Here is a 21505-nt window from a genome sequence, read left to right on the forward strand (position 1 = left end):
GCGCAACAAAAATTTCGATGTAGATCACTCAACTGCTTATGATTCGCACGACACGACCAGAAATAATGCGACTTCTGGTCGTGTGTTATGCATTACATCGCGTTCAGACGTTTTTGCGCCTGTTTAGCGCCATCAGTACCAGGGTATTTACTGATAACCTGCTGGTATACGGCTTTCGCTTTTGCGGTGTCACCTTTGTCCTGCATGATGACGCCGACTTTAAACATCGCATCTGCAGCCTTCGGTGACTTCGGATAGTTTTTCACTACCGAAGCAAAATAATACGCCGCATCATCTTTTTTACCCTTGTTGTAGTTTAACTGACCCAGCCAATAATTGGCGTTTGGCAGGTAAGTTGAATCAGGGTAATTTTTGATGAAATTCTGAAATGCCACCATTGCGTCATCCTGGCGGGATTTATCCTGCACCAGCGCAATAGCTGCATTGTAATCCGTGTTTGCATCACCGCTTTTCACCGGCGCGCCAGCATTCGCAGTACCAGCATCAGCTGTCGGCGTCGTTGATGCCGCCACACCGCTTTGATCGCCGCTGGTTGATTGCGCCGCTGCACCACCGCTGCTGAGGCTGTCGATCTGCAACAGGATCTGCTTTTGCCGCTCCACGACCTGATTCAGTTGATACTGATTTTCCTGAATCTGACCACGCAGGGAATCAATATCGGATTGATTATCAGAGAGTTGTTGCTGGAGTTGGGTTAAAAGCTGGCTGTGAGCATTAGAAATACGCTCAAGTTGAGTGACGCGGTCTTCGACCGAGCCTGAGCCGACACTACTGATTGGTGCCTGAGCAAAAGCGGCCCAGGGGGCCGCTATACCAACCAGTAACGACAGACTCAATAGTTGATGTCTGAAGTTACTGCTCATGCAATTCTCTTAGTAAACCAGTACCGCACGACGGTTTTTGGCATACGCCGCTTCGTCATGACCCAGTACTGCAGGTTTTTCTTTACCGTAAGAAACGATGGAGATCTGGTCAGCAGAAACGCCTTTACCCTGCAGATACATCTTAACAGCGTTCGCACGACGTTCACCCAGGGAGATGTTGTATTCCGGAGTACCACGTTCGTCCGCGTGACCTTCTACGGTGACTTTGTAAGACGGGTTGCTACGCAGGAAGTTGGCGTGTGCATCCAGCATTTGAGCGAAGTCAGAACGGATATCGTACTTGTCCAGATCGAAGTAAACGATGTTGTTCTGCTGCAGCTGTTGCATTTGCAGACGAGCCTGCTCTTCGGAAGACATGTTGCCGTTGCCGCCGTTCGCATCCATACCAGTGCCGGCACCCAGCATGCCTTCGCTGCCGTCATTGCTGGCGTTCTTGTTGGAAGAACATGCCGCAATTGCCATAACAGGCAGAGCAATCATCAGCCCTTTCAGCACTTTGTTCAGTTGCATTTCAATGATTCCTTTACTATTCAATTAATTATTATCACAGATACGGCGACCAGGCAGGGAATTTGACCTGTCCATCAGTTGCCGGAAGACGCGCTTTGAAACGCCCATCTGTAGAAACCAAATTCAGCACGGATCCCATCCCCTGAGAAGAGCTGTAGATTACCATAGTGCCGTTAGGTGCCAGACTTGGCGTTTCATCCAGGAACGTGGACGACAGAACTTGTACGCCTCCCGTTGCCAGATCTTGTTTGGCAATGTGCTGCTGCCCACCGTTGGAGCTGACCATTACCATAAATTTACCGTCGCTGCTGACATCCGCATCCTGGTTCTGCGAACCTTCCCAGGTAATACGTTGTGGCGCACCGCCGTTGATATTCACTTTATAAACCTGCGGACGACCGGCCTGGTCAGAAGTAAATGCCAGGTTCTGGCTGTCCGGGAACCAGGTCGGTTCGGTATTGTTACTGCGACCATCAGTTACCTGGCGGATCTGACCAGAAGCCAAATCCATTACGTACAGGTTCAGGCTACCGGTTTTCGACAAGGCGAATGCCAGTTTGCTGCCGTCTGGCGAGAATGCAGGTGCACCGTTGTGACGCGGGAATGAAGCCACCTGACGTACAGCGCCATTTGCCAGCGTCTGAATAACCAGCGCGGAACGACCGCTTTCGAAGGTCACATAAGCCAGTTTAGAACCGTCTGGTGACCACGCCGGAGACATCAGCGGTTGCGGTGAACGGTGAACGACAAACTGGTTGTAACCGTCATAGTCAGATACGCGCAGTTCATACGGGAACTGACCGCCGTTAGTCTGAACAACGTAGGCAATACGGGTACGGAACGCACCTTTAATACCGGTCAGTTTTTCAAATACTTCGTCACTGGCGGTATGACCAGCATAACGCAGCCACTGCTTGTTCACTTTGTACGAGTTCTGAGCAAGTACAGTACCCGGTGCGCCGCCAGTGTCAACAAGTTGATAAGCGACATTGTAAGAACCATCCGGATTCGGAGTGACCTGACCGACAACCACAGCGTCAATGCCCAGCGCGGACCATGCAGCTGGTTGTACTTCCTGCGCACTACCCGGCTGCTGTGGCAGACGAGCACGATCTAACGGATTAAATTTACCGCTGTTACGCAAGTCAGCAGCAACGATGCCGCCAATATCTTCAGGTGCCGCACCAGGCCCCGCCCACTGGAAAGGAACAACACCAATAGGACGACCGGAATCTACACCGCTGTCGATCACAATGCGGACTTCAGCATGCAGAACTGATGCCCACAGTATGAGAAAACCAAATGCTACTCGTAATGCCTGCTTCATCATATCTCCCTTATCTGGACCGATGGCCCACGATAATTTAGCAGAATGTTAACAAACTAAAATACACAAAACTACCAGAACCCCGTGGCAACCGGTGCCTGATGTTGACCGTCGGAACAGTCAACATCGCGATTACGGTTTGAAGTCCAATGGCGCGTTTTTGAACACTTCATATACTGCCTGGCTTGGTGGTTTCGGGATCTTCGCAAGTTTAGCTGCTGCCAACGCAGCTTGACAAAGTGCGGGATCGCCACCTTCAGGTTTGATATCCAGTAACATACCATCGGGTGCCAGTTTTATGCGCAGCGTACAGGTTTTGCCTGCATAGGACGATGCGTCATAGAACTTACTTTCGATAGCAGATTTAATCTGCCCGGCATAGTTATTGATATCGGCCCCTGATGCGCCATTGTTTTTAGTATTACCACTCCCGGCAGGCGAAGCATTGTTCCCTTTCGCCCCTCCCCCCGTTTTCGGTGCATTCTTACCAGAGCTTAGCTCACCGAAAATATCATCTGCCTCTGCGGCAGCTTTTGCTGCAGCGGCTTTTTCAGCTGCTGCTTTTGCCGCTGCCGCTTTTTTGTCTGCGGCGGCTTTTTCTGCCGCTGCTTTCTTATCAGCTGCTGCCTTTTCAGCAGCCGCTTTTTCTGCTGCTTTTTTGTCGGCTGCCGCTTTCTTATCAGCTGCAGCCTTTTCAGCAGCCGCTTTCTTCTCAGCTTCTGCCTTGGCTTTTTCAGCAGCTTCGGTTGCCGCTTTCTTTCTTGCTTCAGCTGCAGCTGCTTCTGCCGCTTCAGCTTTCTTCTTCAGCGCCGCAGCAGCAGCCTCGGCTTTTTTCTGCGCTTCGACTGCGGCTTTGGCGGCTTCTGCTTCTGCTTTTTTCTTCGCGTCTGCCGCCGCTTTCTTCGCTGCTTCTTCCGCAGCTTTAGCATCCGCTTCGGCCTTCGCTTTAGCATCTGCCGCCGCTTTCGCTGCCGCCTCTTCCGCTTGCTTCTGCTTTAACTCGGCCTGTTTTGCGGCTTCTTCAGCCTGCTTTTTCTGCTCCTGAGCCGCTAACCGCTCTTTCTCAAGTTGCTTCAGGCGTTCCTGTTCAGCCGCTTGTTTCTCACGCAGTTCTTCAGCAGCCTGCTGCTCCTTCATCTTGCGCTGCTCATCAGAACGCTTCGCGCTTGATTCCTGGCTTTGCATACGTTTGTACTGCTCAACTACCGCACCTGAATCAACCATGACAGCGTCGATGGACGAACCACCGCCGCCTCCGGCTGAAGCTTCTATATTCTCATCGAACGAACTCCAGATCAGCGCCGCAAATAAGATGACATGCAGCACTGCTGAAATAATTATCGCCCGCTTGAGCTTGTCGTTTTGTTCGGTTGCCTTTGACACTCTCGGTTTCCAAAAACTGTTCGCCTGTTACCCGCTCTCTTTCAAGCAAGGGAAACGCAGATGTTTAGATAGGCTGCGTCATTAAACCAACCGATTTCACACCCGCACTATGTAACAAGTTCAGTGCTTTAATTATTTCATCGTAAGGCACATCTTTTGCGCCACCGATCAGAAAGACCGTTTTCGGGTTGGCCTTGAAACGGCTGGACACTTCCGCCACCACCTGCTCTGGTGGTAAACGCTCCAGACGATCTTTCTCAACCACCACGGTGTACTGACCAATACCAGACACTTCAACAATCACTGGCGGATTATCGTTACTGCTCACCGCCTGTGATTCAGTAGCGTCTGGCAGATCGACCTCCACGCTCTGGGTGATGATGGGCGCTGTCGCCATAAAGATCAGCAACAGCACCAGCAGTACGTCCAGCAACGGTACAATGTTGATTTCGGACTTGAGATCGCGACGACCTCGTCCACGCGCTCTGGCCATGGCTTACCCCTTGTTGCTCTCGCTAACGGTAAACGCCTGGCGGTGCAGAATCGCGGTAAACTCTTCCATAAAGTTGTCGTAATTCAGTTCCAGTTTGTTTACGCGCTGGTTTAGGCGGTTATAAGCCATTACCGCCGGAATTGCGGCGAACAAACCAATTGCCGTCGCAATCAACGCTTCTGCGATACCGGGCGCAACCATTTGCAGTGTTGCTTGTTTTACCGCCCCGAGGGCGATAAAGGCGTGCATGATCCCCCAGACCGTACCAAACAGACCAATATACGGGCTGATGGAGCCAACCGTACCGAGGAACGGAATGTGCGTTTCCAGATTTTCAAGTTCACGATTCATGGAAATACGCATCGCACGCGACGCCCCTTCCACTACGGCTTCCGGCGCATGGCTATTGGCACGATGCAGGCGCACAAACTCTTTGAAGCCGCTGTAAAAGATTTGTTCCGAACCGCTCAGATTATCCCGTTTCCCCTGGCTCTCTTGATAGAGGCGAGAGAGTTCGATTCCAGACCAGAATTTATCTTCAAACGCTTCGGCTTCGCGCGCCGCTGCGTTAAGAATACGGGTCCGCTGGATAATAATGGCCCAGGATGCGATTGAAAAACCAATCAAAATCAACATGATAAGTTTAACCAGAAGGCTAGCCTTCAGGAACAAATCAAGGATATTCATGTCAGTCACTGCTTAAACTCCGCGACAATAGACTTGGGAAGCGCACGAGGCTTCATTTTGAGTGGGTCAACGCAAACAACCAGAACCTCTGCTTCATTCAACAAAGTATTCTCGGCGTTGACAATACGTTGCGTGAAAACCAAAGAGGTGCCACGCATTGATGTTATTTCAGTCTGTATTTCGAGCATATCGTCGAGCCGCGCAGGTGCGTAATATTCCACCGTCATTTTACGTACCACAAAGGCAACGCGTTCAGCCATCAGCGCCTGTTGACTGAAATGATGATGACGCAGCATCTCTGTGCGTGCTCTTTCATAAAAAGCGACGTAACTGGCGTGGTACACCACACCACCGGCATCGGTATCTTCATAGTAGACGCGAACCGGCCATCGAAACAGCGTTGTATTCACTTTACATCCCGGTAATGCAACAAAAGTTAGAGCTTTTAAACGCTGCTACTATACGCGCGCGATTGAGGTTTGGGAATGAGGGCAAGTTAAGGGAGCGTAAAAATTTATGGGCCTGACTCGGCCCATAAATTTTTAAAGAGAATTCTGATTTAAAAGAAGAAGAAAATCAGCCCGACAATGAGAACAATATCGGCAAGCAATGGGCAAAAAATCCCTTGCCAGAGAACCTTCTGCGGACGAAAGCCCACGCCGTGAATCACACCAGCACAGACGGCCCACATAAGCAGTAAGCCATGCCAGATTTCCAGTTCACTGGTCTTCGCGGCGAAACGTGATGGGTCCCAAAACATACATCCTGCTAACAGAAGTGCCATCACGAAGGAAAGCGCCCGCAGGGGGCGCTTGTCCATTACCGCATACAAGGTTGCGATAATCTTACTCATCAGATGTCTTCTTGACCGGCTTTGCCTGATTCGACGTGCTCAAGCGCCAGCGCGGTGATTACCCCAAACGAACAGGCAAGAAGCGTTCCCAGAATCCATGCGAAATACCACATTTTTAGCTCCTTACTTAGTACAGAGAGTGGGTGTTACGTTCAATATCTTCTTTGGTGATACGACCGAACATTTTCCAGTAACACCAGGCGGTGTAGAGCAGAATGATCGGTACCAGAACCACCGCAACCCAGGTCATGACGTTAAGCGTCAGCTGGCTGGAAGTTGCATCCCACATTGTCAGACTTGCGTTCATCATGGTGCTGGACGGCATCACAAACGGGAACATTGCGATACCGGCAGTCAGGATGATGCAGGCCAGCGTCAGGGAGGAGAATACAAACGCCCACGCGGCTTTATCCATACGTGCAGTCAGGATGGTCAGCAGCGGCAGAACCACACCCAGTGCCGGAATAGCCCACAGAATTGGCGTGTTGTTGAAGTTAACCAGCCATGCGCCAGCTTCACGAACCACTTCTTTATTCAGCGGGTTAGAGGCTGCGTAATGGTCCATTGTCGATTTCACGACATAACCATCGATACCGTACATCACCCATACGCCAGCCAGTGCGAAGCAGACCAGCGTCACCAGTGCCGCCACCTGAGCCGTTGCACGGGTACGCAGGTGCAGTTCGCCCACGGTACGCATTTGCAGATAGGTTGCGCCCTGAGTAATGATCATCCCTACGCTCACCACACCTGCCAGCAGGCCGAACGGGTTAAGCAGCTGGAAGAAGTTACCGGTGTAGTACAGACGCAGATATTCATCAACGTTGAATGGTACGCCCTGCAACAGGTTACCGAACGCTACACCAATCACCAGCGGCGGAACGAAGCTACCAATGAAGATGCCCCAGTCCCACATGTTACGCCAGCGGGTTTCTTCAATCTTGGAGCGGTAGTCAAAACCGACCGGACGGAAGAACAAAGACGCCAGCACGAGGATCATCGCCACATAGAAGCCGGAGAACGCAGCGGCATAGACCATCGGCCAGGCAGCAAACAGTGCGCCGCCTGCGGTGATCAGCCAAACCTGGTTACCGTCCCAGTGTGGTGCGATGGAGTTAATCATAATTCGACGCTCGGTGTCGTTACGACCGAGGAAACGGGTGAGCATGCCCACCCCCATGTCGAAACCGTCAGTGACTGCAAAACCAATCAGCAGAACGCCAACCAGCAGCCACCAGATAAAACGCAATACTTCATAATCGATCATTTGACGACTCCTGTCTTAGCGTGCCGGCTGAGTAGTCGTGGAAGACTGCTCAAAGTGATAGCGACCGGTTTTCAGGCTGCTTGGGCCGAGGCGTGCAAACTTGAACATTAAGAACAATTCTGCCACCAGGAACAGGGTATACAGGCCGCAAATCAGCACCATCGAGAAGATGAGATCGCCTGCGGTCAGTGACGAGTTCGCCACAGCTGTCGGCAGCACTTCACCGATAGCCCACGGTTGGCGGCCATATTCAGCCACGAACCAGCCCGCTTCTACAGCAATCCACGGCAGCGGAATACCGTACAGCGCGGCGCGCAGCAGCCATTTTTTCTCGCCAATGCGGTTGCGGATGACACTCCAGAAAGAGAGCGCGATGATTGCCAGCAGCAGGAAGCCACACGCCACCATGATACGGAACGCAAAGTACAGCGGCGCTACACGCGGAATGGAGTCTTTGGTTGCCTGTTGAATCTGAGCTTCAGTCGCATCAGCCACGTTTGGCGTATAGCGTTTCAGCAGCAGACCGTAACCGAGATCTTTCTTCATGCTATTGAACTGGTCACGAACGGCCTGGTCAGTAGAACCAGAACGCAGTTGTTCGAGCAGAGAGTACGCCTTCATCCCGTTACGAATGCGTTCTTCATGCTGCACCATCAGTTCTTTCAGACCGATAACTGGAGTATCCACGGAACGCGTTGCAATGATGCCCAGCGCGTAAGGGATCTGGATCGCAAATTTGTTCGTTTCCTCTTCCTGATCAGGAATGCCGAACAGAGTAAAGGCAGCAGGTGCAGGTTGCGTTTCCCACTCGGCTTCGATAGCAGCCAGTTTGGTTTTCTGCACGTCGCCCATTTCGTAGCCGGATTCATCACCCAGAACAATAACAGACAGAACGGCAGCCATACCGAAGCTGGCAGCGATAGCAAAGGAGCGTTTAGCGAAGGCGAAGTCACGACCTTTCAGCATATACCATGCGCTGATACCGAGGATGAACATTGCGCCAGTCACATAACCAGAAGCTACGGTGTGAACGAATTTCACCTGAGCAACCGGGTTAAGCACCAGCTCGGAGAAGCTCACCATCTCCATACGCATAGTTTCAAAGTTGAAATCGGACGCGATTGGGTTTTGCATCCAGCCGTTTGCAACCAGAATCCACAGTGCGGACAGGTTTGAACCGAGCGCCACCAGCCAGGTGACACACATATGCTGAACTTTACCCAGACGATCCCAACCGAAGAAGAACAGACCTACAAAGGTGGATTCGAGGAAGAAGGCCATCAGACCTTCGATTGCCAGCGGCGCACCGAAGATATCCCCTACATAGTGGGAATAGTAAGACCAGTTAGTCCCGAACTGGAACTCCATGGTCAGACCGGTAGCCACACCCAGAGCAAAGTTGATACCAAACAACTTGCCCCAGAACTTGGTCATATCTTTATAAATCTGTTTGCCGGAAAGGACGTAGACCGTTTCCATAATGGCCAGCAGGAACGCCATACCGAGCGTCAGTGGCACAAAAAGGAAGTGGTACATCGCGGTCAAGGCAAACTGTAAGCGCGACAGTTCGACTATATCTAACATCATGACTCCTTGCTCATCGCATGAAGACTCCGAGAGTGAACCCCGTTAGAAAGGGTCACACGCATGCCCCAATACAAAATTATTTGCTCGCCTCTATCGTTGCCATTTCATCAAAAGAGGAAAAGACAATGATAAAAAAGTTACAAATGTGTTAATGAATAAACCAAATTGATCCCGTAATTATATTACGCCGCAAAATCCTTACAATAAACAGGTTTTTATTGAGCAAATTTGCATTTTTCGACAGTGATCAATTTATAGCGAAATTGTCACGATCTCACCAATTTGATCTACAACAATTTATCGTGTTTTGCAGATTTTTTTCAAGAATTAAAAATTGATTTATATCAAAATCAACCACATATGTTAATTATGTGTGAATCATGAGCCACTGGTAACTTTATTGTTAATTTATTGTAACAAAATAGCACAGTAAAATTACCCACATGGAAATATATAGATAAAAAACCAGTATTTTATTTAACAGAGCCGCTTTATCGACTTTTTATAATACTAATTAGTTAGAGTAGCTACTTTATTGCCATTTTACATAACATATTTTTATCAACGTTAATTGATTGTTGTCTTTATGAGCAACGTACTGTAAATCCGTCACTTATTGTTTCATTGGTAATAATCACAAGAAGAAATAGATACCTTAGGTATAGTCAGATGGAACAAGGATTTTCAAAATAAAATATATATGGTATTAATATTTCCCGATCTGTATTCAATGATTCGCTCAAAGATTGAAATTCAAGAGAAATTGTTATAGCAGTGATACGAAACAACAAAACGGAATGATTGCCAGCCGTTAGAAAACACCGGACACTCTCGTGTAAAAAGCTACCCTGTCTATGGATATAGCGATATCAACTCATCAAGCGTGGACTGAATGATATTCAGCTCCATATGGGCGGCAACCTGGAGGATAAACATGATTTCGCCGTTGGAATCAAGGTTGTTCTGCAATATCTACCAGACTGCTTCAATTTATCTGTTTTGGCAGTGCCATAATCTTAATTTAACTATTTGAAGATGATGATATTGTAAGATGCCAGAAATTTAGTAATCTGGAGAACCATGTTTACGATCACTAAATATTAAAGTAATAGTCGATAATTCAGTAGCACATCGGGTAATATAACGTATTGATACATAATCATATTAAAAAATTCGTGATTAAATAACATAAGAATATGTTTTATTATCATTAAAAAACCTTTTATTTCCATCATCCTTAAGATAATAAAACAGTGAATGATGGATAACTTGACCAGAAAAACAAGCAAGCATATAAAATTAAAAAATATGATTCCACTTTCATTTTTATAAAATGGCATCGTGAAGAGCGAGTTGATAATGCTGCAATGCATCAGCGTCCTGTCCAGCAGTTTCATAAATTTTGGCAATGTTATAATAGGAGTTAGCGCGCGTTGTCGCCGCATTTGCTCCACTGGCTAACGAGATCGCTTTACGATTTGCCCAAATTGCTTCCGCGATGTTGCCATTTTTCTGATACGCCAGCCCCAGGTTACTAAATGCCTGTCCGTAATTGCCGTCTAATTCTGTTGCCTGTTGGAAGAGTTGAATGGCTTGCTCAAGTTGACCGGTTTTGTAAACAGCTTCGCCTTCACGATTATATTTTCTTGCCAGTTGAGTATCTCCACTGTTTTGCATCGCAGGTGAAGCCGGAGTTGAAGAACCCGTCGCAGGCATTATCACAGTGGCTAAATCCCTGACGCCTAATGTGGTGTCGTTAAAATTGGCGCTGGTAACAGAGTTGATATCTTCAAACTCGCCGTTTGGATTGAGTTTAAACACGGTCCAGATGTTCCCTCGTTTTCCAGCAGGGACACTATAACTACGCACCAGGGAGCTCCCTACATAAACAAACACTTTTGCCTTACTGGCAGAGAGATAATTACTGTTGGGCAACCCTTTGTTGCTATAGTCCTGCACGGCATAGATGTAACTTTCGCCAAAATGCTTTTTGCTGATAGTGACAGTTTCTGATCCATAGCTATCCGTATCATCAACATCCAGATTAGCATCAGTCCCCTCTTTACTATCAAAATAGATATGTCCGCCAGGGAAGATCAAATGTGAATCAAGATCAAAAGGCTTTTCGCCCCAGCTCAAAACTACACGCATGCCATCCAGACTAGTCATTGCCGGACTAATCGCATAAGTCATGCCAGCACACGAACATTTGACCACCAGATTAGAATAGCCCTCTTTTTTGACGATCAATAAAGCATCTTGATCATCAGCAAATGTAGAACCCAGATTAACGCTGCCCGATGCATTTGTGGTTCCAGAAACAGATTGTGCGCCATTGCGTTGCAGCGTCACCGATACTCCCTCAATGCGTTTATCTTTCACTGTCGCACTTAAAATATCGATATTTACATCGGCCGCATAAACGTCCGAATTTACACCCATCAGGGCCAGAGCAACCGGCAGAACAATTTTCTTCTTGTATAAATGCTTTTACAGAACGGAGAGGGGATATTTTGCCGGGCATTATTGCGCAGAGGATGGGAGAAAAGCAGTGGGCAAACTTTTCAGATTAGTGCCCGAATAAAAAAGGCCATCATAAGATGGCCAACCATGTCGAAACCGACAGCCCTTCGCCCTTCCTGTAGGGGGAAGCGGCGAGGGCTATTTCTTATTACAGATATTTATTTCAGAACAGTTTTCAGTGCTTCACCGATATCCGCCAGGCTGCGAACGGTTTTCACGCCTGCGGCTTCCAGAGCAGCGAATTTCTCATCCGCAGTCCCTTTACCACCGGCAATGATCGCACCTGCGTGACCCATACGTTTGCCTTTCGGCGCAGTCACACCAGCGATGTAACCCACAACTGGCTTGGTAACGTGTTCCTTGATGTACGCCGCTGCTTCTTCTTCAGCGCTACCGCCGATCTCACCGATCATCACGATCGCTTCGGTCTGCGGATCTTTTTCGAACATTTCGAGGATATCGATAAAGTTAGAGCCAGGGATCGGGTCGCCGCCGATACCAACACAGGTCGACTGACCGAAACCGTAATCCGTGGTCTGTTTAACCGCTTCATAGGTCAGCGTACCGGAACGGGAAACGATACCCACTTTACCTGGTTTGTGAATGTGACCCGGCTGGATACCGATTTTGCATTCCCCCGGGGTGATAACGCCTGGGCAGTTCGGGCCGATCATACGAACGCCTGCTTCATCCAGTTTCACTTTCACGGTCAGCATATCCAGCGTCGGGATGCCTTCAGTGATGGTGATAATCAGTTTGATGCCTGCATCGATGGCTTCCAGAATGGAGTCTTTGCAGAACGGTGCTGGTACGTAGATAACAGAAGCGGTAGCGCCAGTAGCAGCAACAGCTTCACGCACGGTGTTGAACACCGGCAGGCCGAGGTGGGTGGTGCCGCCTTTACCTGGGGTTACGCCGCCAACCATTTTAGTGCCGTATGCAATAGCCTGTTCTGAGTGGAAAGTCCCCTGGCTACCGGTAAAGCCCTGGCAGATAACCTTGGTGTTTTTATCAATTAAAATGGACATTATTTCCCCTCCACTGCGGCAACAACCTGCTGAGCTGCATCCGTCAGACCTTTTGCTGCAATAATATTCAGGCCGCTGTCAGCCAGTTTCTTCGCACCGAGTTCGGCGTTGTTACCTTCCAGACGTACCACGACCGGTACGTTAACACCCACTTCCGCTACCGCGCCGATGATACCGTCAGCGATCAGGTCGCAACGAACGATACCGCCGAAGATGTTAACCAGAACAGCTTTCACTTTGTCGTCAGAGAGGATGATTTTGAACGCTTCGGTTACACGTTCTTTGGTTGCGCCGCCGCCAACGTCCAGGAAGTTAGCCGGTTCGCCGCCGTGCAGTTTAACGATGTCCATCGTACCCATTGCCAGACCTGCGCCGTTAACCATACAACCGATGTTACCGTCCAGCGCAACGTAGTTCAGTTCCCACTGTGCAGCCTGTGCTTCACGCGGATCTTCCTGCGACTGGTCACGCATTTCACGCAGATCAGGCTGGCGGAACAGTGCGTTGCCATCAGCGCCCAGTTTGCCGTCGAGGCAAATCAGATCGCCCTGTTTGGTAATAACCAGCGGGTTGATTTCGATCAGCGCCAGGTCGCGCTCCAGGAAAATGGTCGCCAGACCCATGAAGATTTTGGTGAACTGCTGAACCAGTTTACCTTCCAGACCCAGTTTAAACGCCAGTTCGCGTCCCTGATACGGCATCGGGCCAGTCAGCGGATCAAGCGCAACTTTGTGGATCAGGTGCGGAGTTTCTTCCGCCACTTTTTCAATTTCCACGCCGCCTTCGGTGGAGGCCATAAAGACCACGCGACGGGAACTACGGTCAACAACGGCACCGAGATACAGCTCTTTAGCGATATCGGTCGCTGCTTCAACCAGAATCTGGTTAACCGGTTGGCCATTGGCATCTGTTTGATACGTTACCAGACGCTTGCCCAGCCAGTTTTCTGCAAAAGCACGGATGTCTTCTTTGCTGTTTACAACTTTCACACCGCCCGCTTTACCGCGGCCACCAGCGTGAACCTGACATTTCACTACCCACGGACCGGCACCGATTTTTGAAGCGGCTTCTTCTGCTTCGCGCGGAGTAGTACAGGCATAACCCACCGGTGCTGGTAAGCCATAGCGGGCAAAAAGTTGTTTTGCCTGATATTCATGTAAGTTCATGTGTTCTGTCCATCCTTCAGTAATCGTTATCTTTTAAACCGTAGACCGACACCCTATCCACGTCGGTCTACAGTGCAGGTGAAGCTTAAACTACTACACGTCCAGCAGCAGACGCGTCGGATCTTCCAGCAACTCTTTGATCGTTACAAGGAAGCCCACGGATTCGCGACCATCGATCAAACGGTGATCGTAGGACAGCGCCAGGTACATCATCGGCAGGATCTCAACCTGACCATTCACTGCCATCGGACGATCTTTGATAGCGTGCATACCCAGAATTGCGCTCTGCGGTGGGTTGATGATAGGCGTTGACATCAGGGAACCGAACACACCACCGTTGGTGATGGTGAAGTTACCACCGGTCAGATCTTCAACCGTCAGCTTGCCGTCACGGCCTTTAACAGCCAGCTCTTTGATTTTCTTCTCGATGTCTGCCATGCCGAGGGTATCGACATCACGCAGAACCGGCGTCACCAGACCGCGCGGCGTAGAAACCGCCATACTGACGTCGAAATAGTTGTGGTAGACCACATCATCACCGTCGATAGACGCATTCACTTCCGGGTAACGTTTCAGGGCTTCAACCACCGCTTTCACGTAGAAGGACATAAAGCCCAGACGGATGCCGTGGCGTTTTTCAAACGCTTCACCGTACTGCTTACGCAGATCCATAATCGGCTTCATGTTGACTTCGTTGAACGTGGTCAGCATGGCGGTGGAGTTTTTCGCTTCCAGCAGACGCTCTGCCACACGCTTACGCAGGCGAGTCATCGGCACACGTTTTTCGCTACGTGCAGCCAGGGCCGGTTGCGCCGCCGGAGCAGGCGCTGCCGGAGCAGACTCTTTCGCCGGGGCTTTCGCCAGATGTTTTTCCACATCTTCACGGGTCAGACGACCACCCACACCCGTGCCTTTAATAGCGCTGGCGTCGAGGTTATGTTCAGCCAGCAGGCGACGGATCGCCGGGCTTAACGCATCGTTGTTTTGCTCTTCCAGAGACGCCTGCTGGCGTTGCGCCGGAGTGGACGCTTTCTCTTCAGATTTGGCGCTGGTTTCTTTACCCGCGCTGTTGCCTTCACGCAGGCGACCAAGGATCTGACGAGACGTTACCGTTGTACCTTCATCTTCCAGAACCGCATCCAGAATGCCGTCTGCTGATGCCGGTACTTCCAGTACCACTTTGTCAGTTTCGATTTCTACCAGCACTTCATCACGTACGACTGCGTCGCCGGGTTTTTTATGCCAGGTTGCGACGGTGGCATCGGCTACGGATTCAGGCAGGTCAGGGACCAGAATATCTACGCTACTCATTGTGTATCCTTTATTTATTCGACGTTCAGCGCGTCATTAACCAGATCTTGTTGCTGTTTCTGGTGAACGGACATATACCCTACCGCCGGAGAGGCGGAGGCTGGGCGGCCTGCATAACGCAGAGAAGCCCCAAACGGAATCACTTCACGGAAATGATGCTGGCTGCAGTACCATGCGCCCTGGTTGAGCGGCTCTTCCTGGCACCAGACAAAATCCTTGACGTGAGCAAACTGCTGCAACACTTCCTGCATCGCTTTATGCGGGAACGGGTAGAGTTGCTCGATACGCACAATGGCGACATCGTGTTGATTGTTCTTACGACGTTGTTCCAGCAGGTCGTAATAAACCTTACCAGAACACATCACTACGCGCTTCACGCCCTTCGGATCAAGCTCGTCGATTTCACCGATGGCTGGCAGGAAGGTGCCGTTCGCCAGTTCTTCGAGGCTGGATACCGCCAGCGGATGACGCAGCAGGGATTTCGGCGACATCACGACCAGTGGACGACGCATCCCGCGCAACGCCTGACGACGCAGCATGTGGTAAACCTGTGCCGGGGTAGAAGGTACGCAAACCTGCATGTTTTGCTCAGCGCAAAGTTGCAGATAACGTTCCAGACGCGCGGAGGAGTGCTCCGGCCCCTGCCCTTCGTAACCGTGCGGCAGCAACATCACCAGGCCACACATCCGGCCCCATTTCTGTTCGCCAGAGGAGATGAACTGGTCGATAACCACCTGTGCACCGTTGGCGAAGTCACCGAACTGTGCTTCCCAGATGGTCAGGGTGCGTGGTTCTGCGGTGGCATAACCGTATTCAAACGCCAGTACGGCTTCTTCAGACAGTACAGAGTCCCAGACGCGGAACGCGCCCTGGCCGTTATGGATATGTTGCAGCGGCGTGTAAGTGGAACCGTTAGACTGGTTGTGGATCACCGCGTGGCGGTGGAAGAAGGTACCGCGACCGGAGTCTTCACCCGACAGGCGAACCGGAATGCCTTCGTCAACCAACGTGGCGTAAGCGAGGTTTTCCGCGCCGCCCCAGTCGAACAGTTTCTCACCGGCTGCCATCGCCTGGCGATCGCCATAAATCTTGGCAACGCGAGACTGCATTTCAACCGCTTCCGGCACCGTGCTGATGCGTTTAGCCAGTTCCTGCAGGCGCTTCATCTCAACTTTGTTCGGGTACTCTTCGTCCCATTCATGGTTGAGGTACGGCGACCAGGTGAAAGAGTGCATGTTCATCGGACGCCACTCTGCTACAACGCAATCGCCAGCATCCAGCGCATCGCGGTACAGGTTAACCATCTCGGTGGCATCTTCCAGCGTCGCGACTTTTTCCTGCTCCAGCTTGTCAGCGTAGATTTTGCGCGGCGTCGGATGTTTTTTGATTTTCTGATACATCAGCGGCTGGGTTGCGCTCGGCTCGTCGGCTTCGTTGTGGCCGTGACGGCGGTAGCATACCAGGTCGATGAAGACATCACGTTTAAAGGTGTTACGGAAATCGAGCGCCAGACGGGTAACAAAGGCAACGGCTTCCGGATCATCCGCGTTAACGTGGAAAATCGGTGCCTGAACCATCTTACCGATATCAGTACAGTACGGCGTCGAACGGGCATCCAGCGGGTTAGAGGTGGTGAAGCCAACCTGGTTGTTGATAACGATACGTACCGTACCGCCAACTTCATAACCACGCGCTTTCGACATGTTCAGGGTTTCCTGAACCACGCCCTGCCCGGTCACTGCGGCGTCACCATGAATGGTGATTGGCAGCACTTTGTTGCTGCTCGGCTCATCAAGTCTGTCCAGACGGGCACGAACAGAACCGATAACGACCGGGCTTACAATCTCAAGGTGAGACGGGTTAAACGCCAGCGCCAGGTGAACCAGGCCGCCATCGGTCTGGAAGTCAGACGAGAAGCCCATGTGGTATTTCACGTCGCCCGTGCCGAGGTGTTCTTTATGTTTACCGGCAAACTCGTCGAACAAGTCTTGCGGTTTTTTACCCAGCACGTTCACCAGCACGTTCAGACGACCACGGTGCGCCATTCCGAGAACCACTTCGCGGGTGCCGCTGTTGCCAGCGTGGCGGATCATCTCTTTAAGCATCGGGATTAACGCGTCACCGCCTTCCAGCGAGAAGCGTTTTGCGCCAGGGAATTTTGCGCCGAGGTAACGTTCAAGGCCTTCAGCGGCGGTCAGTTCGCTTAAGAAGCGTTTTTTCTCTTCGCTATTGAAAGTCGCGCGACCAGACTCAATACGCTGTTGGATCCAGCGTTTTTCTTCAGTGCTGGTAATGTGCATATACTCGGCACCAATCGGGCCGCAGTAGGTTTGCTTGAGTGCTTCCAGCAGTTCGCCGAGTTTCATGGTTTCTTTGCCGCTGGCAAATGAACCGACGTTGAAGGTCTCCTGGAAGTCTGCTTCGGTCAGATCGTGGAAAGACGGATCCAGATCGGCCACTTTATCTTGCTGCCACAGTCCCAGCGGATCGAGATTCGCATGCTGGTGACCACGGAAGCGGTATGCGTTAATGAGCTGCAGGACTTTAACCTGCTTCACATTGGTGTCAGGGTCGGAGATCGTTGAAGAGTAACGTGAAGCGTCTTTCGCCAGGCGGCGGAAATATTCACGCGTTTGAGAGTGGAATTGATCCGGTTTGACTCCCGTACCAGGTAACTGCTGGAACGTCGAACGCCAGTTAGCGTCAACCGAGTCAGGATCGGTTAAGAAGTCTTCATAGAGCTGTTCTATCCAGCTCTGGTTTGCGCCAGAGAGGTAAGAAGAGTCCAACCAGGCTTTCAAAGCGCTGTTCTGCATCGTGATCCCTTAAGCATCTTTTTTATGCTTACTTCGCCGTGGATACTACCACGCACATTTCATATCTGATGTGCGTGCCGGGGTTCACTTGTTGCGGACTTGTCGTGTTTTCTGCGTCCGCTAAGGAACCTTTAAAAACTGTCTTAGTGTCAGGGGCAGTTTTTAAAGATTTCCTGCATTTCTTTTGTAGGCCGGATAAGGCATTCACGCCGCATCCGGCGCTGTTTGCCTGATGCGACGCTTGCGCGTCTTATCAGGCCTACGGTTTCTGCATTTCTTTTGTAGGCCGGATAAGGCGTTCACGCCGCATCCGGCACTGGTTGCCTGATGCGACGCTTGCGCGTCTTATCAGGCCTGGGTTTACGCATTACGTTGCAACAACATCGACTTGATATGGCCGATGGCGCGCGTCGGGTTCAGCCCCTTCGGACATACACTGACGCAGTTCATGATGCTGTGACAGCGGAATACACTGAATGCATCGCTCAAACCGTCGAGGCGGCTGTCAGTCTCGGTATCACGGCTATCGATCAGGAAACGATATGCCGCTAACAAGCCTGCCGGGCCGATAAACTTATCGGGATTCCACCAGAAAGACGGACAAGAGGTTGAACAACATGCGCAGAGAATACATTCATACAACCCGTCGAGTTTTTCGCGCTGCTCTGGCATCTGTAAATGCTCGCGAGCTGGCGGATTTTGTCCATTATTCAACAGGTAAGGCTTAATTTTCTCATATTGCGCATAGAATTGTCCCATGTCTACCACCAAATCGCGGATCACCGGTAAACCTGGCAGCGGGCGAATCACAATCTTCTTGCCCGGCTGGTTGAGTGCCGAAATCGGGGTAATACAGGCCAGACCATTCTTACCGTTCATGTTCAGACCGTCGGAACCGCACACACCTTCACGGCAGGAGCGGCGGAACGACAGGCTGGGATCTTTCTCTTTCAGCTGGATAAGCGCATCCAGCAGCATCATGTCACGACCTTCTTCCGCTTCCAGGGTGTAATCCTGCATACGCGGAGCATCATCAACATCCGGGTTATAGCGATAAATTGAAAACTCGAGTCTCATTTTCCTGTCTCCGCATTAGTAAGTACGAATCTTCGGCGGGAATGCCGGGCGCAGTTTCGGTTCCATGTTGACGCTTCGGCGCGTCATGGATTCCGACTCTGGCAGATACAGGGAGTGGCACAGCCAGTTTTCATCATCGCGATCCGGGAAGTCGAAGCGGCTATGCGCGCCACGGCTTTCGGTACGGAAGTTGGCAGAAACAGCCGTTGCATACGCCGTTTCCATCAGGTTATCCAGTTCCAGGCACTCAACGCGCTGGGTGTTGAACTCGCTGGAAGTGTCATCCAGACGGGCATTTTTCAGACGCTCGCGGATAACTTTCAACTGCTCAAGCCCTTTCGCCATCGCATCACCTTCACGGAAGACCGAGAAGTTATGCTGCATACATTCTTGCAGTGCTTTACGGATCGCCACCGGATCTTCACCGTTACGGTTATTGTTCCAGCGGTTCAGGCGATCCAGAGACGCTTCTACATCAGACTCGCTGGCATCGCGCAGTGCGCCCTGCTCGGCGATAGACTCTTGCAGATGCAGACCTGCCGCACGACCAAATACGACCAGGTCCAGCAGCGAGTTGCCGCCCAGACGGTTAGCGCCATGTACCGATACACAAGCGATTTCACCAACGGCAAATAGCCCCGGAACAACCACATCTTCGCCTTTCTCATTCACAGTCAGCGCCTGACCGGTCACTTTGGTCGGAATACCGCCCATCATGTAGTGACAGGTTGGGATAACCGGAATCGGCTCTTTCACCGGATCGACGTGAGCGAAGGTGCGGGAGAGTTCAAGGATACCCGGCAGACGGGATTCAAGAACTTCTTTACCCAGATGGTCAAGTTTCAGTTTTGCGTGTGGCCCCCACGGACCATCACAGCCGCGGCCTTCACGGATTTCGATCATGATGGAACGCGCCACCACGTCACGGCCCGCCAGGTCTTTGGCGTTCGGCGCATAACGTTCCATAAAGCGTTCGCCATGTTTGTTCAGCAGATAACCGCCTTCACCACGGCAACCTTCGGTGACCAGTACGCCCGCACCGGCAATACCTGTCGGGTGGAACTGCCACATTTCCATATCCTGTACCGGTACGCCTGCACGGATAGCCATGCCGACACCGTCGCCAGTGTTAATGTGGGCGTTGGTGGTGGACTGATAAATACGCCCTGCCCCGCCAGTCGCCAGCACTGTCGCGCGAGCTTTAAAGTAAACCACTTCACCAGTTTCGATGCACAGTGCGGTACAACCGACCACTGCGCCATCCTGGTTTTTCACCAGATCCAGCGCATACCACTCGGAGAAAATGGTGGTGTGGTTTTTCAGGTTCTGCTGATAAAGCGTGTGCAACAGTGCGTGACCGGTACGGTCGGCAGCCGCCGCAGTACGTGCCGCCTGCTCGCCGCCGAAGTTTTTCGACTGACCGCCAAACGGACGTTGATAGATACGACCATCATCAAGACGCGAGAACGGCAGGCCCATATGTTCCAGTTCCAGAATCGCTTCCGGCCCGGTTTTACACATATATTCAATCGCGTCCTGGTCACCGATATAGTCCGACCCTTTTACGGTGTCGTACATATGCCATTCCCAGTTATCTTCATGGGTATTACCCAGCGCAACGGTAATACCACCTTGCGCAGAAACGGTATGGGAACGGGTCGGGAAGACTTTAGAGAGCAGCGCACAGGTCTGGCCACTCTGGGAAATTTGCAGCGCCGCGCGCATACCTGCGCCGCCAGCACCAATCACAACTGCATCAAATTCTCTGACTGGCAATTTCATCACACACCCCACACCACAACGAATCCATAAATCACGTAAACCACCAGTGCAACGACAATCACCAGTTGCAGCATCAGGCGCAAGGCCAGCGGTTTAACGTAGTCGGTCAACACCTGCCACATGCCGATCCAGGCATGGATCAAGATAGAAAACAGCGCCAGCAGGGTGAACACTTTGGTGAACGCAGAGGCGAAGAAACCGATCCAGACTTCATATGTCAGCTCGCCACTGGTAGCGAAAAAACCGACCATATAAATGATGTAGAGCGTCAGGACGATAGCGGTAGCACGAACGAGGATGAAATCATGTACGCCATTGCGTCCTAATGCGGAGGCGTTGCTTACCATACGAGGACTCCTGCGAGAAGTGAAAACACGACAGTAATAACAAAGGAGATTTTGGCGGAGCGTTTACCCGCTTCGAATGTTTCTTCCAGATAGCCAAAATCCATCATCATGTGGCGAATACCTACGACGACGTGATATGCCAGAGCGGTAAGGATGCCCCACATGATAAATTTGACGAAGAAGCTGCCCATAATCGCGGAAGCTTGCTCGAAACCTTCAGGGGAAGAGAGGCTGGTACCCAGAAGCCACAGCAGGATGCCCACTGCAACAAAGGTGATCACACCGGAAACGCGATGGAGAATGGACGCTATCGCCGTGACGGGGAACCGGATGGTCTGTAGGTCCAGATTAACAGGTCTTTGTTTTTTCACATTTCTTATCATGAATAACGCCCACATGCTGTTCTTATTATTCCCTGGGGACTACGGGCACAGAGGTTAACT

20 protein-coding genes are annotated in these 21505 nt (G+C 51.0%); all 20 read right to left on the reverse strand.

The window, feature by feature from the left end:
* Positions 1 to 92 precede the first annotated feature (92 nt).
* The gene (gene cpoB / locus EAS44_RS17180; RefSeq protein WP_000097574.1) at positions 93 to 884 is read right to left on the reverse strand and encodes a cell division protein CpoB; all 792 of its coding nucleotides are present in this window, start codon (positions 882 to 884) and stop codon (positions 93 to 95) included.
* Positions 885 to 893: 9 nt separating this feature from the next.
* On the reverse strand, positions 894 to 1415 hold the full coding sequence (gene pal / locus EAS44_RS17185) for a peptidoglycan-associated lipoprotein Pal (RefSeq protein WP_001295883.1): 522 nt from the start codon (positions 1413 to 1415) through the stop codon (positions 894 to 896).
* Between the two features lie 34 nt (positions 1416 to 1449).
* Positions 1450 to 2742, reverse strand: a complete 1293-nt coding sequence (gene tolB, locus EAS44_RS17190; RefSeq protein ID WP_001295307.1) for a Tol-Pal system beta propeller repeat protein TolB — start codon at positions 2740 to 2742, stop codon at positions 1450 to 1452.
* A 132-nt stretch (positions 2743 to 2874) separates the two neighbouring features.
* Positions 2875 to 4125, reverse strand: a complete 1251-nt coding sequence (gene tolA, locus EAS44_RS17195) for a cell envelope integrity protein TolA (RefSeq protein WP_000030655.1) — start codon at positions 4123 to 4125, stop codon at positions 2875 to 2877.
* 64 nt (positions 4126 to 4189) lie between these two features.
* Positions 4190 to 4618: a colicin uptake protein TolR gene (gene tolR, locus EAS44_RS17200; RefSeq protein WP_000090097.1), complete on the reverse strand. Its 429-nt coding sequence runs from the start codon at positions 4616 to 4618 to the stop codon at positions 4190 to 4192.
* A 3-nt stretch (positions 4619 to 4621) separates the two neighbouring features.
* Positions 4622 to 5314 carry a Tol-Pal system protein TolQ gene (tolQ, locus tag EAS44_RS17205; RefSeq protein ID WP_000131310.1) on the reverse strand — a complete coding sequence of 231 codons (693 nt, stop codon included), beginning with the start codon at positions 5312 to 5314 and terminating at the stop codon, positions 4622 to 4624.
* Complete coding sequence (gene ybgC, locus EAS44_RS17210) at positions 5311 to 5715, reverse strand: tol-pal system-associated acyl-CoA thioesterase (RefSeq protein WP_001098384.1); 405 nt, start codon at positions 5713 to 5715, stop codon at positions 5311 to 5313. The genes tolQ and ybgC overlap by 4 nt, the downstream gene beginning before the upstream one ends.
* A 149-nt stretch (positions 5716 to 5864) precedes the next feature.
* Positions 5865 to 6158 carry a cyd operon protein YbgE gene (gene ybgE / locus EAS44_RS17215; RefSeq protein WP_000034602.1) on the reverse strand — a complete coding sequence of 98 codons (294 nt, stop codon included), beginning with the start codon at positions 6156 to 6158 and terminating at the stop codon, positions 5865 to 5867.
* The gene (gene cydX / locus EAS44_RS17220) at positions 6158 to 6271 is read right to left on the reverse strand and encodes a cytochrome bd-I oxidase subunit CydX (RefSeq protein ID WP_000270282.1); all 114 of its coding nucleotides are present in this window, start codon (positions 6269 to 6271) and stop codon (positions 6158 to 6160) included. The genes ybgE and cydX overlap by 1 nt, the downstream gene beginning before the upstream one ends.
* 14 nt (positions 6272 to 6285) lie before the next feature.
* Positions 6286 to 7425 carry a cytochrome d ubiquinol oxidase subunit II gene (cydB, locus tag EAS44_RS17225; RefSeq protein ID WP_000568275.1) on the reverse strand — a complete coding sequence of 380 codons (1140 nt, stop codon included), beginning with the start codon at positions 7423 to 7425 and terminating at the stop codon, positions 6286 to 6288.
* A 15-nt stretch (positions 7426 to 7440) separates the two neighbouring features.
* Positions 7441 to 9009: a cytochrome ubiquinol oxidase subunit I gene (gene cydA / locus EAS44_RS17230; protein WP_000884361.1), complete on the reverse strand. Its 1569-nt coding sequence runs from the start codon at positions 9007 to 9009 to the stop codon at positions 7441 to 7443.
* Positions 9010 to 10338: 1329 nt separating this feature from the next.
* On the reverse strand, positions 10339 to 11454 hold the full coding sequence (locus EAS44_RS17240; protein ID WP_000538732.1) for a tetratricopeptide repeat protein: 1116 nt from the start codon (positions 11452 to 11454) through the stop codon (positions 10339 to 10341).
* Between the two features lie 239 nt (positions 11455 to 11693).
* Positions 11694 to 12563, reverse strand: coding sequence for a succinate--CoA ligase subunit alpha (sucD, locus tag EAS44_RS17245; protein ID WP_000025458.1), 870 nt, complete (start codon positions 12561 to 12563; stop codon positions 11694 to 11696).
* Positions 12563 to 13729, reverse strand: coding sequence for an ADP-forming succinate--CoA ligase subunit beta (gene sucC, locus EAS44_RS17250; RefSeq protein WP_001048602.1), 1167 nt, complete (start codon positions 13727 to 13729; stop codon positions 12563 to 12565). The genes sucD and sucC overlap by 1 nt, the downstream gene beginning before the upstream one ends.
* 93 nt (positions 13730 to 13822) lie before the next feature.
* Positions 13823 to 15040, reverse strand: coding sequence for a 2-oxoglutarate dehydrogenase complex dihydrolipoyllysine-residue succinyltransferase (odhB, locus tag EAS44_RS17255; protein WP_000099836.1), 1218 nt, complete (start codon positions 15038 to 15040; stop codon positions 13823 to 13825).
* Positions 15041 to 15054: 14 nt separating this feature from the next.
* Positions 15055 to 17856, reverse strand: coding sequence for a 2-oxoglutarate dehydrogenase E1 component (sucA, locus tag EAS44_RS17260; protein WP_001181473.1), 2802 nt, complete (start codon positions 17854 to 17856; stop codon positions 15055 to 15057).
* A 360-nt stretch (positions 17857 to 18216) separates the two neighbouring features.
* Positions 18217 to 18933, reverse strand: a complete 717-nt coding sequence (sdhB, locus tag EAS44_RS17265; protein WP_001235263.1) for a succinate dehydrogenase iron-sulfur subunit SdhB — start codon at positions 18931 to 18933, stop codon at positions 18217 to 18219.
* Between the two features lie 15 nt (positions 18934 to 18948).
* Complete coding sequence (gene sdhA / locus EAS44_RS17270) at positions 18949 to 20715, reverse strand: succinate dehydrogenase flavoprotein subunit (RefSeq protein ID WP_000775540.1); 1767 nt, start codon at positions 20713 to 20715, stop codon at positions 18949 to 18951.
* Positions 20715 to 21062, reverse strand: coding sequence for a succinate dehydrogenase membrane anchor subunit (sdhD, locus tag EAS44_RS17275; protein ID WP_000254365.1), 348 nt, complete (start codon positions 21060 to 21062; stop codon positions 20715 to 20717). Before sdhD ends, sdhA begins: the two co-directional genes overlap by 1 nt.
* Entirely contained in the window at positions 21056 to 21460 is a 405-nt protein-coding gene (gene sdhC, locus EAS44_RS17280) for a succinate dehydrogenase cytochrome b556 subunit (protein WP_000263353.1), read from the reverse strand. Before sdhC ends, sdhD begins: the two co-directional genes overlap by 7 nt.
* Positions 21461 to 21505 lie beyond the last annotated feature (45 nt).

The organism is Escherichia coli DSM 30083 = JCM 1649 = ATCC 11775 (assembly GCF_003697165.2).
Lineage (GTDB): Bacteria > Pseudomonadota > Gammaproteobacteria > Enterobacterales > Enterobacteriaceae > Escherichia > Escherichia coli.

Excerpts from the sequence above, each read along its gene's own strand:
- cpoB (WP_000097574.1), bottom strand. The coding sequence starts at position 884 with ATGAGCAGTAACTTCAGACATCAACTATTGAGTCTGTCGTTACTGGTT.
- pal (WP_001295883.1), bottom strand. The coding sequence starts at position 1,415 with ATGCAACTGAACAAAGTGCTGAAAGGGCTGATGATTGCTCTGCCTGTT.
- tolB (WP_001295307.1), bottom strand. The coding sequence starts at position 2,742 with ATGAAGCAGGCATTACGAGTAGCATTTGGTTTTCTCATACTGTGGGCA.
- tolR (WP_000090097.1), bottom strand. The coding sequence starts at position 4,618 with ATGGCCAGAGCGCGTGGACGAGGTCGTCGCGATCTCAAGTCCGAAATC.
- ybgE (WP_000034602.1), bottom strand. The coding sequence starts at position 6,158 with ATGAGTAAGATTATCGCAACCTTGTATGCGGTAATGGACAAGCGCCCC.
- cydX (WP_000270282.1), bottom strand. The coding sequence starts at position 6,271 with ATGTGGTATTTCGCATGGATTCTGGGAACGCTTCTTGCCTGTTCGTTT.
- cydB (WP_000568275.1), bottom strand. The coding sequence starts at position 7,425 with ATGATCGATTATGAAGTATTGCGTTTTATCTGGTGGCTGCTGGTTGGC.
- cydA (WP_000884361.1), bottom strand. The coding sequence starts at position 9,009 with ATGTTAGATATAGTCGAACTGTCGCGCTTACAGTTTGCCTTGACCGCG.
- EAS44_RS17240 (WP_000538732.1), bottom strand. The coding sequence starts at position 11,454 with ATGGGTGTAAATTCGGACGTTTATGCGGCCGATGTAAATATCGATATT.
- sucD (WP_000025458.1), bottom strand. The coding sequence starts at position 12,563 with ATGTCCATTTTAATTGATAAAAACACCAAGGTTATCTGCCAGGGCTTT.
- sucC (WP_001048602.1), bottom strand. The coding sequence starts at position 13,729 with ATGAACTTACATGAATATCAGGCAAAACAACTTTTTGCCCGCTATGGC.
- odhB (WP_000099836.1), bottom strand. The coding sequence starts at position 15,040 with ATGAGTAGCGTAGATATTCTGGTCCCTGACCTGCCTGAATCCGTAGCC.
- sucA (WP_001181473.1), bottom strand. The coding sequence starts at position 17,856 with ATGCAGAACAGCGCTTTGAAAGCCTGGTTGGACTCTTCTTACCTCTCT.
- sdhB (WP_001235263.1), bottom strand. The coding sequence starts at position 18,933 with ATGAGACTCGAGTTTTCAATTTATCGCTATAACCCGGATGTTGATGAT.
- sdhA (WP_000775540.1), bottom strand. The coding sequence starts at position 20,715 with ATGAAATTGCCAGTCAGAGAATTTGATGCAGTTGTGATTGGTGCTGGC.
- sdhD (WP_000254365.1), bottom strand. The coding sequence starts at position 21,062 with ATGGTAAGCAACGCCTCCGCATTAGGACGCAATGGCGTACATGATTTC.
- sdhC (WP_000263353.1), bottom strand. The coding sequence starts at position 21,460 with ATGTGGGCGTTATTCATGATAAGAAATGTGAAAAAACAAAGACCTGTT.